This is a genomic window from Microbacterium flavum (assembly GCF_018717645.1).
Taxonomy (GTDB): Bacteria; Actinomycetota; Actinomycetes; order Actinomycetales; family Microbacteriaceae; genus Microbacterium; species Microbacterium flavum.
Genome location: NZ_JAFLHG010000002.1, coordinates 88,421 through 101,465, shown reverse-complemented (window position 1 = coordinate 101,465; position 13,045 = coordinate 88,421). Strand labels below are relative to the sequence as shown.

Annotated in this window: 15 protein-coding genes; 1 reads left to right on the top strand and 14 read right to left on the bottom strand. The window is 70.2% G+C overall.

Annotated elements, in window-relative coordinates; genetic code table 11:
* Window positions 1–10: 10 nt before the first annotated feature.
* The 10 genes from pheT to infC all read right to left on the bottom strand — a co-directional run bounded on the left by pheT (window position 11) and on the right by infC (window position 9,464).
* Entirely contained in the window at window positions 11–2,608 is a 2,598-nt protein-coding gene (gene pheT / locus J0P97_RS02520; RefSeq protein ID WP_215486207.1) for a phenylalanine--tRNA ligase subunit beta, read from the bottom strand.
* Window positions 2,608–3,669, bottom strand: a complete 1,062-nt coding sequence (gene pheS, locus J0P97_RS02515) for a phenylalanine--tRNA ligase subunit alpha (RefSeq protein WP_215486206.1) — start codon at window positions 3,667–3,669, stop codon at window positions 2,608–2,610. The genes pheT and pheS overlap by 1 nt, the downstream gene beginning before the upstream one ends.
* A gap of 65 nt (window positions 3,670–3,734) precedes the next feature.
* Window positions 3,735–4,685 carry an amino acid ABC transporter permease gene (locus tag J0P97_RS02510; protein ID WP_215486205.1) on the bottom strand — a complete coding sequence of 317 codons (951 nt, stop codon included), beginning with the start codon at window positions 4,683–4,685 and terminating at the stop codon, window positions 3,735–3,737.
* Window positions 4,682–5,329 carry an amino acid ABC transporter permease gene (locus tag J0P97_RS02505; protein ID WP_215486204.1) on the bottom strand — a complete coding sequence of 216 codons (648 nt, stop codon included), beginning with the start codon at window positions 5,327–5,329 and terminating at the stop codon, window positions 4,682–4,684. Before J0P97_RS02505 ends, J0P97_RS02510 begins: the two co-directional genes overlap by 4 nt.
* A 78-nt stretch (window positions 5,330–5,407) precedes the next feature.
* The gene (locus J0P97_RS02500; protein ID WP_215486203.1) at window positions 5,408–6,325 is read right to left on the bottom strand and encodes a glutamate ABC transporter substrate-binding protein; all 918 of its coding nucleotides are present in this window, start codon (window positions 6,323–6,325) and stop codon (window positions 5,408–5,410) included.
* A gap of 61 nt (window positions 6,326–6,386) precedes the next feature.
* On the bottom strand, window positions 6,387–7,175 hold the full coding sequence (locus tag J0P97_RS02495) for an amino acid ABC transporter ATP-binding protein (protein ID WP_215486202.1): 789 nt from the start codon (window positions 7,173–7,175) through the stop codon (window positions 6,387–6,389).
* 89 nt (window positions 7,176–7,264) lie between these two features.
* Window positions 7,265–8,062, bottom strand: coding sequence for a TrmH family RNA methyltransferase (locus tag J0P97_RS02490; RefSeq protein ID WP_215486201.1), 798 nt, complete (start codon window positions 8,060–8,062; stop codon window positions 7,265–7,267).
* A gap of 69 nt (window positions 8,063–8,131) precedes the next feature.
* Window positions 8,132–8,512 carry a 50S ribosomal protein L20 gene (rplT, locus tag J0P97_RS02485; RefSeq protein WP_215486200.1) on the bottom strand — a complete coding sequence of 127 codons (381 nt, stop codon included), beginning with the start codon at window positions 8,510–8,512 and terminating at the stop codon, window positions 8,132–8,134.
* 43 nt (window positions 8,513–8,555) lie between these two features.
* Window positions 8,556–8,750 carry a 50S ribosomal protein L35 gene (rpmI, locus tag J0P97_RS02480; protein WP_194583124.1) on the bottom strand — a complete coding sequence of 65 codons (195 nt, stop codon included), beginning with the start codon at window positions 8,748–8,750 and terminating at the stop codon, window positions 8,556–8,558.
* 54 nt (window positions 8,751–8,804) lie between these two features.
* Window positions 8,805–9,464, bottom strand: coding sequence for a translation initiation factor IF-3 (infC, locus tag J0P97_RS02475; RefSeq protein WP_215486424.1), 660 nt, complete (start codon window positions 9,462–9,464; stop codon window positions 8,805–8,807).
* A 249-nt stretch (window positions 9,465–9,713) separates the two neighbouring features.
* Here infC and J0P97_RS02470 point away from each other — a divergent pair, with 249 nt between their 5' ends.
* Window positions 9,714–10,130, top strand: coding sequence for a DUF1844 domain-containing protein (locus J0P97_RS02470; RefSeq protein WP_215486199.1), 417 nt, complete (start codon window positions 9,714–9,716; stop codon window positions 10,128–10,130).
* 22 nt (window positions 10,131–10,152) lie between these two features.
* Here J0P97_RS02470 and J0P97_RS02465 read toward each other — a convergent pair whose 3' ends face one another.
* The 4 genes from J0P97_RS02465 to hisB form a co-directional block, all read right to left on the bottom strand.
* Window positions 10,153–10,908, bottom strand: a complete 756-nt coding sequence (locus tag J0P97_RS02465) for an SseB family protein (protein ID WP_215486198.1) — start codon at window positions 10,906–10,908, stop codon at window positions 10,153–10,155.
* On the bottom strand, window positions 10,892–11,638 hold the full coding sequence (gene priA / locus J0P97_RS02460; protein ID WP_215486197.1) for a bifunctional 1-(5-phosphoribosyl)-5-((5-phosphoribosylamino)methylideneamino)imidazole-4-carboxamide isomerase/phosphoribosylanthranilate isomerase PriA: 747 nt from the start codon (window positions 11,636–11,638) through the stop codon (window positions 10,892–10,894). The genes J0P97_RS02465 and priA overlap by 17 nt, the downstream gene beginning before the upstream one ends.
* Window positions 11,639–11,720: 82 nt before the next feature.
* The gene (hisH, locus tag J0P97_RS02455; protein ID WP_215486196.1) at window positions 11,721–12,392 is read right to left on the bottom strand and encodes an imidazole glycerol phosphate synthase subunit HisH; all 672 of its coding nucleotides are present in this window, start codon (window positions 12,390–12,392) and stop codon (window positions 11,721–11,723) included.
* A complete protein-coding gene (gene hisB, locus J0P97_RS02450) occupies window positions 12,389–13,015 on the bottom strand; it encodes an imidazoleglycerol-phosphate dehydratase HisB (RefSeq protein WP_215486195.1) in 627 nt (208 codons plus the stop codon). The genes hisH and hisB overlap by 4 nt, the downstream gene beginning before the upstream one ends.
* Between the last annotated feature and the right edge of the window lie 30 nt (window positions 13,016–13,045).

The following is a 13,045-nucleotide window of genomic DNA, read 5'->3' as shown; positions in this document are numbered from 1 at the left end:
CTGGCGTCACTCACTCCCGGATCGTCGCGGCGTACCGCTGTGCTGCGACCCCGACGCCGGCGAGCTTGGCGTCCGTCGCCTCCGCCGCCGTCAGCGTGCGATCGGGGGCGCGGAACCGGAGCGCGAACGTCAGGCTCTTCGTCCCGGGGACGAGCCCCTCGCCGCGATAGTCGTCCACGAGTCGCAGCGACTCGAGCAGCTCGCCCGCCCCGTCGCGGAGCGCCCGGGCGACATCTCCGGCGACGACGTCCGCACCCACGACGAGGGAGACGTCCTGCGTCGCGGCCGGGTAGGACGAGAGGGATGCCTCCACGTCCGGCGTCCCCGCGAGGCGCAGCGCCTCGTCGAGGTCCAGCTCGACGACGTACACGCGCCCGGGCAGGTCCGCCGCGGCGGAGACGGCGGGGAGCACCTCGCCGACGTAGCCGATCTCGACGCCGCCGGTCGACACGATGCCGGTCCGTCCGGGGTGCAGCGCCGCGCGCTGCCCCTGGGCGATGTCGACGCGGATGCCGGCCGCGGCGGCGATCACCTGCACGGCCGAGAGGGCGTCGGACAGATCCACCGCCGCCGCGGCGCGCCCCGGCTGCTTCGCGTCGCGGCCCCCCGTGAGCACGACGGCGACGTGCCGGGGCTGCGGCGGGAGCGCCGCGTCGAGGGCGGCGAGCGTCTCGTCGTCGGGACGGACCCCGAGCGGCGGCACGGTGGCCGTGCCGTACACGGCGCCCGGTTCCGGCGTGAAGACGACACCGGTCTCGAACAGGGCGAGGTCCGTGAAGCCGCGCGAGATGTTGCGGTGCGCGACCTGGAGGAGCCCGGGGACGAGGGAGCGGCGCAGGAACGGACTCTGCGCGTCGATCGGATTGGCGAGGCGGATGCCGGGGCCTGCCTCGCCCGACGCGGACCCGTGCAGATCGTTCGCCTGCGCCGCCACGAACGGGAACGACGGCGTCTCGATGTAGCCGGCGGCGGCGAGCGCGTTCGCGACGCGGCGGCGCCCGCGCTGCAGCGGTGTGAGACCGCGGCCCGACGGCGGGGTCGGCAGGATCGACGGGATGCGGTCGAGGCCGTGGATGCGCGCGACCTCCTCCGCGAGGGTCCATCGGTCGGTGAGGTCGGGGCGCCATGACGGCGGGATCACGAGCCATCCCCCACCGGCGATGTCGGCGGGCTCGGGCTCGTCGAAGACGGCGGCCTCGGCGAACGCCTGGTCCACATCGGTGACCTCGCAGCCGATCGTCTCGAGGGCGCCGGTGATCTCGGCATCCGTGTAGTCGACGCCGATGAGGGCGGGCACGAAGCCGCGCGGCAGCACGATCTCCGGGAGGAAGACCTCGCCGTAGAGCGCTCCGCCGAGCTCGGTGTCGAGGGCGCCGCCGGCGAGGGAGACCATCAGGTCGGCGACGCGGCGCGCGGCGACGAACGGGAGGAGCGGGTCGACGCCGCGCTCGAAGCGGCGCGAGGCCTCGGAGGGCAGCTTGTGCCGACGAGCGCTGCGCGCGATGGTGACCGGGTCGAAGGTCGCGGCCTCGACGAGGACGTTGCGCGTGGCCTCCGTCATCTCTGTCGTCCCGCCGCCCATCACGCCCGCGAGACCGATGGGTCCGGAGTCGTCGGTGATGAGGAGGTCCTCGGCGCTGAGCGTGCGCTCCTTGCCGTCGAGGGTGGTGAGCTTCTCCCCCTCGTCGGCACGGCGCACCGTGATGCCGCCCTGCAGCAGATCGAGGTCGTAGCCGTGGACGGGGTTGCCGAGTTCGAGCATGACGTAGTTCGTGATGTCGATGAGGATGCCGAGCGAGCGGACGCCGGCGAGCGTGAGCCGCGCGACCATCCACGGCGGCGTCGGACGGGAGGGGTCGACGCCGCGCACGACGCGCGCGACGAACTCGCTCGCACCCACGCGCCCGCGGATCGGCGCCGAATCGTCGACGGCGACGGGAAAGCCGATGCCGGGCTGGACGTCGTCCCACTCTCGCTCCGCCGGGTCGCGGAACGCCGCGCCGGTGGCGTGCGCGTACTCGCGCGCGATGCCGCGGATCGACAGGGCGTAGCCGCGGTCGGGGGTGACGTTGACGTCGACGGCGACGTCGTCGAGCCCCAGGAGGGCGATCGCGTCGGTGCCGGGCTCGGGGTCCAGTCCCAGCTCGCTCAGTCGCAGGATGCCGTCGTGCTCCTCACCGAGTCCGAGCTCGCGCGCCGAGGCGATCATGCCGTCCGAGACGTGGCCGTAGGTCTTGCGCGCCGAGATCGGGAAGGGCCCCGGCAGCACCGCGCCGGGCAGCGACACGACGACCTTGTCGCCTTCGAAGAAGTTCGACGCTCCGCAGACGATCCCGCGGATATCGCGAGCGGTCCCTGATGCTTCGACAGGCTCAGCAGCCGGAAGAGGGCCGACGTCGACCTGGCACCAGCGAATGGTCTTGCCGTTGGACTGCGGCTCGGGGACGAAGGAGAGCACCTGGCCGACGACGACGGGCCCGCTGAGCTCGAAGCCGATCGCCTCCTCCTCCTCGAACCCGACCGACACGAGGGCCGCGAAGACGTCGTCGGTCGTGACATCCTCGGGAAGCTCGACGTACTCACGCAGCCACGACAGGGGGACGCGCATCAGACCACCATTCCGAACTGCTCGCTGAAGCGGACATCGCCTTCGGCCATGTCACGCATGTCCTGCACGTCGGAGCGGAACATCAGCGCCCGCTCGACGCCCATCCCGAACGCGAAGCCCGAATAGATCTCGGGGTCGATCCCGGCCGCGCGCAGCACGTTCGGGTTCACCATTCCGCAGCCGCCCCACTCGATCCAGCGCGCGCCGCCCTTGAAGGTCGGATGCCACAGGTCGAGCTCTGCCGACGGCTCGGTGAACGGGAAGTAGTTGGTGCGGAAGCGCGTCGTCGCCTCGGCCCCGAACAGCTGCTGCGCGACGTGGTCGAGCGTGCCCTTCAGGTGCGCCATCGAGATGCCCTTGTCGATGACCAGGCCCTCGAACTGGGTGAAGACCGGGAGGTGGGTCGCGTCGAACTCGTCCGTGCGGTAGACCCGCCCGGGGCAGAGCACGTAGATGCCGCGTCCGTCCTCGTCCAGAGCGGGGCCGCGCTCGAGCATCGAGCGCACCTGGACGGGGCTCGTGTGCGTGCGCATGACCAGATGCCGGTCGACGGGGTCCACGAAGAACGTGTCCTGCATCTGACGGGCGGGGTGGTCGACGTCGAAGTTGAGCGCGTCGAAGTTGTACCACTCGTGCTCGAGCTCGGGGCCTTCCGCGATCTCCCACCCCATCCCGACGAAGATGTCGGCGATCTCCTCCTGCAGGAGCGACACGGGATGCCGTGCCCCGACCCGCGCACGGGGTGCGACCGCGGTGATGTCCACCCGCTCGGCGTCGAGCTGCGCGGCAGACTCCGCCTCGGCGATCGCCCCCTCCCGGGTGGCGAAGGCCTGCCCGACTCGACCACGGGCCTGGCCGACGAGCTTGCCGAGGGCGGCCTTCTGGTCGTTCGGCACATTCCGCAGCTGAGCGTTCAGCTGCGCGAGGGGCGAGGCCTCGCCGGAGTGCGCCGCGCGCGCGGCCTTGAGCTCGGCCGAGGAGGATGCGGCGTCGATGGCCGCGAGGGCGGCATCCACAGCGGCATCCACGGCCTCTTGCGTGATCACGGGTGCGTCAGACACGAGAGTCGAGTCTACCGGCGACGTCGCTGCGGCCGGGAACGCCCCGGAGACGCCTTCCGGAACGGTCAGCGACGCCGGCGCGGCAACCGTGCGAGTCCGCCACCCTCGTTGCCGGTCGCACGGTCGGTCGCCACCTGCAGGCCGATCAGCTCGGTGTCGGTGCCTTCGCCGACGGGGTGATGCACCCCCGTACCGGCGGCCGCATCGCGCTCCTGCCGGCGCTTCACCCGCTGCTCGAGGCGGTAGGCGATGTAGCTGAGCGTGAGGCACATGGCCACGTAGATCGCGCCGCCGACCAGGGCCGTCTGGATGAGCGGGGAGTGGTACACGGCGTTGGAGCCCAGGAGCTTGATGACGTAGAGCAGCTCCGGGTAGGTGATGATGAACCCGAGCGCCGTGTCCTTCAGGGTCACCACGAGCTGCGCGACGATCACGGGCATCATGGCGCGGATCGCCTGCGGCATGAGGATCAGGCGCAGCACGCCGGCTTTGCGCAGACCGATGGCGTAGCCCGCTTCGCTCTGCCCGCGCGGGAGGGACTCGACGCCGGCTCGGATCACCTCGGCGAGCACCGAGCCGTTGTAGGCGATCAGCGCGATCACGACAGCCCAGTACGGCTCCATCTTCACGCCGACCACGGGGAGCCCGTAGTACAGCAGCATCATGAAGATCAGCACCGGAACGGCGCGGAGCACCTCGGTGACCGCGGTGACAGGGACCCGTATCCACGCGTGATCGGACAAGCGACCGATCGCCAGGACGAACCCGAGGACGAGTGCGCCTGCCGCTGCGGCCGCGAAGGCCGACAGGGTCGCGAGGGCGCCGTCCAGGAGGCGCGCCCAGATCGCCCCGTAGGAGAAGATCTCCCACTTGTCGGCGCTGAACTGGCCGGTGTCCGCGAAACGCCAGAGGACCCAGCCGATGATCGCGAGGATGAGGACGACGGTGACGACGCCGAGGATGCGGTTGCGTGCGACGGCCTTCGGGCCGGGCACGTCGTAGAGGACCGATGTCATCGCGCGACCTTCCATTTCCGCTCGACGGCGCCCTGCAGCGCGGCCAGCAGCAGCACCAGGACCACGAAGATGACCATCACCCACAGCAGCACTTCGAGCTGGTTCTCGCCACGCTCGCTCAGGTTGCTGCGGACGGAGCCGAGGTTGAGGACGGAGAATCCGGCGGCCACGGTCGTGTTCTTCAGGAGCGCGATGAGGACGCTCATCATGGGCGGGATGACCGAGCGGCTCGCCTGCGGCAGCACGACCAGTGTCATGACCTGACCGAAGGTGAGGCCGAGGGCGCGGGCGGCCTCGGCCTGCCCGACTGGCACCGTGTTGATTCCGGCGCGGATGGTCTCGGCGATGTAGGTCGCCGTGTAGACGCCGAGCGCGAGCGTGGCCAGCGTCAGGGCGTCGATGCGTCCGCGCAGGAGGATCGGCAGGCAGAAGGCGAAGAAGAACATCACCAGGGTCAGCGGGGTGTTGCGGATCCAGTTGACGTAGACGGCACCGACGGCCCGCGCGATGGGGACGGGCGATACCCGCATCGCTCCGACGATCAGACCCAGCACGATCGCGATGAGACCTCCGCCCACGAAGAGCACGATCGTGCCGCGCAATGCCTCGCCCCAGAGGTCGAGGTTGTCGGTGATGACCCCCACGGTCCGCCCTTCGTTCGTCTTGTGTCGTGTAGCAGGAGGTGCCGGCGGCGGCGCGGTGAGCGCCGCCGCCGGGATGGATCAGCCGACCGGGTCGACCTCGGGCTGCGTGGCCTTGACGCCGGACGCGCCGAGGTTCTTCTCGAAGATCGCCGTCCAGGTCTCACCGCCGTCGGTGAACGTCGTGTTGATGAACTCCTGGAACGCGGTGTCGCCCTTCGCGATGCCGACGCCGTAGCGCTCCTCGCTGAACGGCTCGCCGACGACCTTGAGCTGGTCGGGTGCCTGCGCCGCGTAGCCGATGAGGATGGCCTCGTCGGTGGTGACGGCGTCGACCTGGCCGTTCTTGAGGTCCTCGACGCACGCGGAGTACGTGTCGTACTCCTTCGTCTTGGACGGCGTGGTGTCCTTGATCCGCTGGATCGAGGTCGAGCCGGTCGCCGAGCAGACGACGTCATCGGCGGTGAGGGAGTCCTTGCCGGTGATCGTGTCGTTGTCGGCGGCGACGAGCAGCCCCTGACCGGTGATGAAGTACGGGCCCGCGAAGGAGATCTGCTCCTTGCGCTTGTCGGTGATCGAGTAGGTGCCGACGTAGTAGTCGATGTCGCCATTCACGATCGCCTGCTCGCGGTTCGCGGACGGGATCGCCTGGAAGGTGATCTTGTCCTCGTCGAGGCCGAGCGATGCGGCGATCCAGCGGGCGATGTCGACGTCGAAGCCGGTGCGGTCGCCCGACACCGGGTCGAGGTAGCCGAGGCCGGGCTGGTCCTCCTTGACGCCCACCTTCACGACGCCCGCGCTCTTGATGCGGTCGAACGTCGGGCTGCCGTCGATCGTGACGCCCTCCGCGACCGTCCACGGGTTGCCTGCGGGGGCTTCGCCCGAGGCGTCTCCCCCGGGTGTCGTCTCGGCGCCCGGCGTGCCGCTGTTGCACGCCGTGAGCGCCAGTGCGGCGATCGCGATGCCGGCGAAAGCGCCGGCGATCCTGGTCGTACGCATGTGATCCTCCTGGTTTCGTATCTTCATTCGGGATGCCGCGCCGGTGCAGGGCGCGGACGTCTCAGTGGGTGATGAGCTTGGAGAGGAAGTCCTTCGCGCGATCGCTCTTCGGGTGGGTGAAGAACTCCTCGGGGCTCGCCTCTTCGATGATCTGGCCGTCGGCCATGAACACCACGCGGTCGGCCGCCTTGCGGGCGAAGCCCATCTCGTGGGTGACGACGACCATCGTCATCCCCTCCTGCGCGAGGCCGACCATGACGTCGAGGACCTCGTTGATCATCTCGGGGTCGAGCGCGCTCGTCGGCTCATCGAACAGCATGACCTTCGGCTTCATGGCGAGCGCGCGGGCGATCGCGACGCGCTGCTGCTGGCCGCCGGAGAGCTGGGCGGGGAGCTTGGATGCCTGGTGCCCGACGCCGACGCGGTCGAGGAGCATCTTCGCCTCCGCCTCGGCATCCGCCTTCTTCATCTTCTTCACCTTGATGGGGCCCAGGGTCACGTTCTCGAGGATCGTGAGGTGGGAGAAGAGGTTGAACGACTGGAACACCATCCCGACGTCGGCGCGGAGACCCGCCAGGGCCTTGCCCTCCTTCGGGAGCTCCTTGCCGTCGATCGTGATCGTCCCGCTCGTGATCGTCTCGAGGCGGTTGATTGTGCGGCACAGGGTCGACTTGCCGGAGCCGGACGGGCCGATGACGACGACTACCTCGCCGCGGTTCACGGTCAGGCTGACGTCCTTCAGCGCGTGGAAGTCCCCGTAGTGCTTCTGCACGTCCTTCACGACGACGAGCGGATCGCCGCGGCGGACGGAGATGTTGCTGGTCGCGGGGGCAGGGTCCTCTGTGGCCATGGGGTCAGCCTAGGCGGAGAGCCCCGGCCGTTCTCAACATATGCACAGGATCTTGACCGACTCGTAACCCGAGCGGAATAAAGGGGACCTCACCCCGCGCGCTGTGCGAAGGCCGTCTCGTAGAGGCACACGCTCGCCGCCGTCGCGAGGTTCAGCGACTCGGCCCGGCCGTAGATCGGCAGGCGCAGGGCGAGGTCCGCGTGGCCGAGAGCCGCCGCGTCGAGCCCGCGCGCCTCGTTGCCGAAGAGCCACGCTGTGGGCTCCGCGAGCACATCGCGGCGCGCGAGGAAGTCCTCTCCCCCCACGTCGGCGGCCACCACGCGCAGACCGGCCGCGTGGGCGCGCTCGACGGTGGCGGCGAGATCGGCGGCCACCGCGACGGGCACGTGGAACAGCGATCCGGTCGTCGCGCGCACGACCTTCGGGTTGTAGGGATCGACGGTGCGTCCCGTGAGGACGACGGCGTCGGCGCCTGCGGCGTCGGCGGCACGGATGATCGTCCCGAGGTTGCCGGGGTCGCGCACCTCCTCGCAGATCGCGATGAGCCGGGGCGACGCCGCGAAGACATCCTTCAGCGCGGTCGGCGACTGCCGGGCGACCGCGACGATGCCCTGCGGGGTGACCGTGTCGGCCATGGCGTCGAGCACAGCCTCCGTGGTGAAGACGATCTCCAGCCCGGCATCCTCGGCCGCAGCCCGCACATCCTGGTGCCGCTCCATCGCGGTCGGCGTCGCGAAGAGCTCCACCACGGTGTCGGGGCGGAAGGCGAGCGCTTCGCGGGCGGCCTGCGGCCCCTCCAGGAGGAACAGCCCCGTCTCCTGACGGGCGCTGCGCTTGGTCAGCTTCGCGACCGCGCGCACACGCGGGGACCGGGGGTTCTCGAGCACGCTCTCATCCTACGAAACAAAGGGTGTCCCCCGAACGGAGGACACCCTTTGCGATGCGTTGTGGCGCGATCAGGCCTTCGGCGCGTTCACGTCGGCCGGAAGCGCGTTCTTCGCGGTCTCGACGAGCGACGCGAACGTCTTCGGCTCGTTCACCGCGAGGTCGGCCAGCATGCGGCGGTCGACCTGGACACCCGCGAGGCCGAGCCCCTGGATGAAGCGGTTGTACGTGACGCCGTTCTGACGCGCGGCGGCGTTGATGCGCTGGATCCACAGGCGGCGGAAGTCGCCCTTGCGCTTGCGGCGGTCACGGTACGCGTAGACGAGGGAGTGGGTGACCTGCTCCTTGGCCTTGCGGTACAGACGCGAACGCTGGCCCCGGTAACCGGAGGCGCGCTCGAGGATGACGCGACGCTTCTTGTGGGCGTTGACAGCCCGCTTGACTCTAGCCATTTCTTTTTCTTCCTAGTGTTCTAGATCTCGGGAGCGCGACGGCTCAGAGGCCGAGGAGCTTCTTGGCGACCTTGGCGTCACCGGGAGCGAGGACCTGCTCCTGGTTGAGGCGGCGCGTGCGCTTGCTGGCCTTGCCCTCGAGGTTGTGGCGCATGCCGGCCTGCTGCTTCATGAGCTTGCCGCTTCCGGTGACCTTGAAGCGCTTCTTGGCACCCGAGTGGGTCTTCTGCTTCGGCATTTCTCTTCCTTCGTTGTGGTTTCCGGGCGGGCCGGAGTCTGGGGAGCGCGGGGGTTATTCAGCCGCGGCTGTGGCGGGGGCGTCCGGGGCGGTCTCGTCGGAGGTGCGCGCCTGGCGTGCGGCCTCCTTGTTGGCAGCGCGCTGGGCGTTCTGCTCGGTCTTGACCTCGGACTTGTTCTTATGCGGCGCGACCACCATGACCATGTTGCGTCCGTCGATCGTCGGGTTCGACTCGACCGTGCCGAACTCGGCGACATCCTCCGCGAACTTGCGGAGCAGACGCACACCCTGCTCCGGGCGCGACTGCTCGCGACCGCGGAAGAGGATCATGGCCTTGACCTTGTCGCCGGCCTGCAGGAAGCCCTCGGCGCGCTTGAGCTTCGTCGTGTAGTCGTGCGCCTCGATCTTCAGGCGGAAACGGACTTCCTTCAAGACGGTGTTGGCCTGGTTGCGACGGGCTTCCTTGGCCTTCTGCGCCGTCTCGTACTTGAACTTCCCGTAGTCCATGATCTTGACCACGGGCGGCTTCGAGTTGGGCGCGACCTCGACCAGGTCGAGATCTGCCTCCTGCGCGAGGCGGAGAGCCGCCTCGATGCGGACGACGCCGACCTGCTCACCGTTCGGCCCGACGAGGCGGACCTCGGGGACGCGGATGCGGTCGTTGGTGCGGGGATCGCTGATGCGGAACTCCTCTGTCGTACGGGTGGGTGCCACCGCGACACGGATGTCTCGCGGGCGGAAGCGCTTCTCATCCACCCCGCACGACGCGAACGTCGGCTGGAAGTTCTGCACCCACGCCTCGAGAGGCGCCACCTGGATGGCTACCCGGTGCCGATGTCGCTGGCGGGCCGGGCGGAGTGCGAGACCCGGTAGCCTGGAGCGGCAAGCGCGGGTGGGATGTGATCCACTTTCGATCCGGAGCAGAACACTCCGGTGCGCGGCAAGTCTAGCAGAAAGCGATCCGTGGACACGAACCCCTCCTCCCCCGACCATTCGCACGCCCCCGAGGCCACGGCAGACGAGCGTCTCGCCCGCTGGGAGGAGCAGGAGCGCGCCGCGGCCGCAGCATCGCGTGACATCGCCGACGTCCCCTCGGTCGAGGTCATCACCACCGCGGCCGTGCACCTCATGAGCGCGGCCGCCGTGAAGGTCGGGCTCGCGGATGCCCCGGAGACCCAGACCGACCTCGACGAGGCGCGAAAGCTCATCAACGCCCTCGCGGGTCTCATCACGGCCGGCGCGCCGGAGATCAGCGACATGCACGCCCGGTCGCTCCGCGACGGACTGCGCTCTCTGCAGCTCGCGTTCCGCGAGGCCTCGGTCATCCCCGACCCGATCGGCAAGGGTCCCGGCGAGAAGTGGACCGGCCCGGTCACCTGACCGGCGGATTCAGGTCGCGGGTTCAGGCCCGGAGGAGCTTGACGGTCAGCGAATCGACGAGCACCGCGATGCGGTCATCCGCCGCCCAACGCGCAGCGAGACGCTGCAGGATCGCGTCGAGCTCGACTTTCTCGAGCCCGTCGACGAGGTGGAGGCGCACGATGAGCTCGGGTCCGCGGAGGCGCCCGGACGGGTCGCCGTCGTCGACGGAGAGGTCGAGCACGCCCAGTTCGCCGCCGATCGACTCCTGCAGGCCGGCGAACACCTCGGGCGAGCGGTGCGCCGGCTCCCACGGGAGCGCCTGCCCGATCGCCCACACGGCGGGGCGGCGCAGCACGAACTCGGTCGGCGAGCCGGGGTCGATCACGATGAGATCGGTGTCATCCGCCGCGGCGGATAGGGCGGTCCGCACCGCGTCGACCGGGATCGGCCGAGCCATCGGGTCCCACGCGGCAAGAGCGGCCACGGAGGTGAAGACGGGAAGCACCCTCCGGCCGTCGGGGGCGGCGACCGTGACGATCGAGAGCTCCTGCGTCTTGTCGACCGCCAGGCCCGACGGCGCGACGCCAACATCGCCGGGTTCGGCGACCAGGGGGATCAGCAGGCGCGCAGTGCGGTAGGACTCGACGACGGCGACGGGGTCGCCCACGCCGTCGTGGAACGCCGTGAGCGCTGTCAGCAGGGCGGCATCCGCCGAGCCGTCGTCACCGGCGTGCGCGTTCGGCTCGAAGCTGCGCCCCTCCCAGGGCACGCCCGCGCTGTCAGCCTGCGGCGACATCCAGCGCCTCGGCCAGCGTGAAGGCTCCGGCGTACAGCGCCTTGCCCACGATGGCGCCCTCGACTCCGAGCGGGACGAGGTCGCGGAGCGCGGCGATGTCATCGAGGCTCGAGATGCCGCCGGAGGCCACGACCGGGCGGGTCGTGCGGGACGTCACCTCACGGAGGAGCTCGATGTTCGGGCCACGCAGCGTGCCGTCCTTGGTCACGTCGGTGACGACGTAGCGGCTGCACCCGGCATCCTCGAGCCGATCGAGAACCTGCCAGAGGTCCCCGCCGTCGCGGGTCCACCCCCGGGCCGCGAGCGTCGTTCCGCGCACGTCCAGCCCGACCGCGATCGCCTCGCCGTATCGGCCGATCACATCGGCCGCCCACTCGGGGTTCTCGAGCGCCGCCGTGCCGAGGTTGATGCGGGTGGCGCCGGAGTCCAGCGCCGCTTCGAGCGTCGCGTCGTCGCGGATGCCGCCGGAGAGCTCGACCTGCACTCCGCGCAGCTGCTTGATCGCCTTGCGGATGACGGCGGTGTTGCTCCCGCGGCCGAAGGCGGCGTCGAGATCGACGAGGTGGATCCACTGCGCGCCGTCGCGGGCCCACGCGAGGGCGGCCTCGACGGGATCGCCGTAGCTGGTCTCGGTGCCCGCCTCCCCCTGGGTGAGACGGACGGCCTTGCCGTCCGCGACGTCCACGGCCGGCAGCAGGATCAGTTCGGGGGTCGACGCGAAATCGTTCATGGCTCCAGAGTGGGTCGGTGGACGTTCGCGTCCTCACCGGTCGAGGCGCGACACAAACAGAGAGACTACCGGGCGCGCGCCATCAGGCCGTGCGCGGGAGCGCGGAGATCCAGTTGGCCAGGAGGCGGATGCCGGCGGCCCCGCTCTTCTCCGGGTGGAACTGCGTCGCGCTGAGCGGTCCGTTCTCGACCGCGGCGAGAAACGGCTGACCGTAGTCGCACCAGGTCACCACCGGGGCCCGGAAGGGCTTCATGGGCTCGAGCGGCCAATGCTGGGCACCGTACGAGTGCACGAAGTAGAAGCGCTCGTCCGTCAGGCCGTCGAAGAGGACCGACCCCTCCCCCGCACGGACGGTGTTCCAGCCCATGTGCGGGAGGACGGGCGCATCGAGCTCGGTGACGGCGCCCGGCCATTCGCCGAGCCCCTCCGTCTCCATGCCGCGCTCGACGCCGTGCTCGAACAGGACCTGCATCCCGACGCAGATCCCGAGGACGGGGCGCCCACCGGACAGGCGACGTCCGATGAGCTCTTCGCCTCGGATGCCGCGCAGGGCCGACATCACGGCGCTGAAGGCGCCGACGCCGGGGACGACGAGCCCGTCGGCATCGGCGACGAGCCCGCGGTCCGCGGTCAGCCGCGCGTCCGCGCCGGCGGCGACGAGGGCCTTGACGGCGGAGTGGACGTTGCCCGACCCGTAATCCAGGACCGCGACGAGGGGACGGGGGGCCGCAGCCGCCGATCCGTCCGCCGTCACAGGGCGCCCTTCGTGCTGGGGATTCCCTGGACCAGCGGATCGAGCGCCTTCGCCTGGCGGAACGCGCGGGCGAATGCCTTGTACTCCGCCTCGGCGATGTGGTGCGGATCGCGCCCGTCGAGCACCCGGATGTGGACGGTGAGACCGCCGCCCATGGCGATCGCCTCGAAGGTGTGGCGGACCAGCGACCCCGTGAAGTGCCCGCCGATGAGGTGGTACTCGTAGCCGGCGGGCTCACCCGTGTGCACGAGGTAAGGACGACCGCTGATGTCGACGACCGCCTGGGCGAGCGCCTCGTCGAGGGGGACGAGCGCGTCGCCGTACCGGGAGATCCCCGCTTTGTCGCCGAGCGCCTGCCGGATCGCCTGCCCGAGCACGATCGCGACGTCCTCGACGGTGTGGTGCGCATCGATGTGGGTGTCGCCCGAGGCGCGCACGGTGAGATCGGTCAGCGAGTGCTTCGCGAAGGCCGTCAGCATGTGGTCGAAGAACGGAACGGTCGTGTCGATGTGGCTCACGCCGGTGCCGTCGAGATCGAGGTCGAGCTCGACCGTCGACTCGCTCGTGACGCGGCGGATCGAGGCCGTACGGTGCGCGGCGGAGGTCAGGGGCGAGGTGGCCATGGTGCCGATTCTAGCGAGGCGCGCGACGCG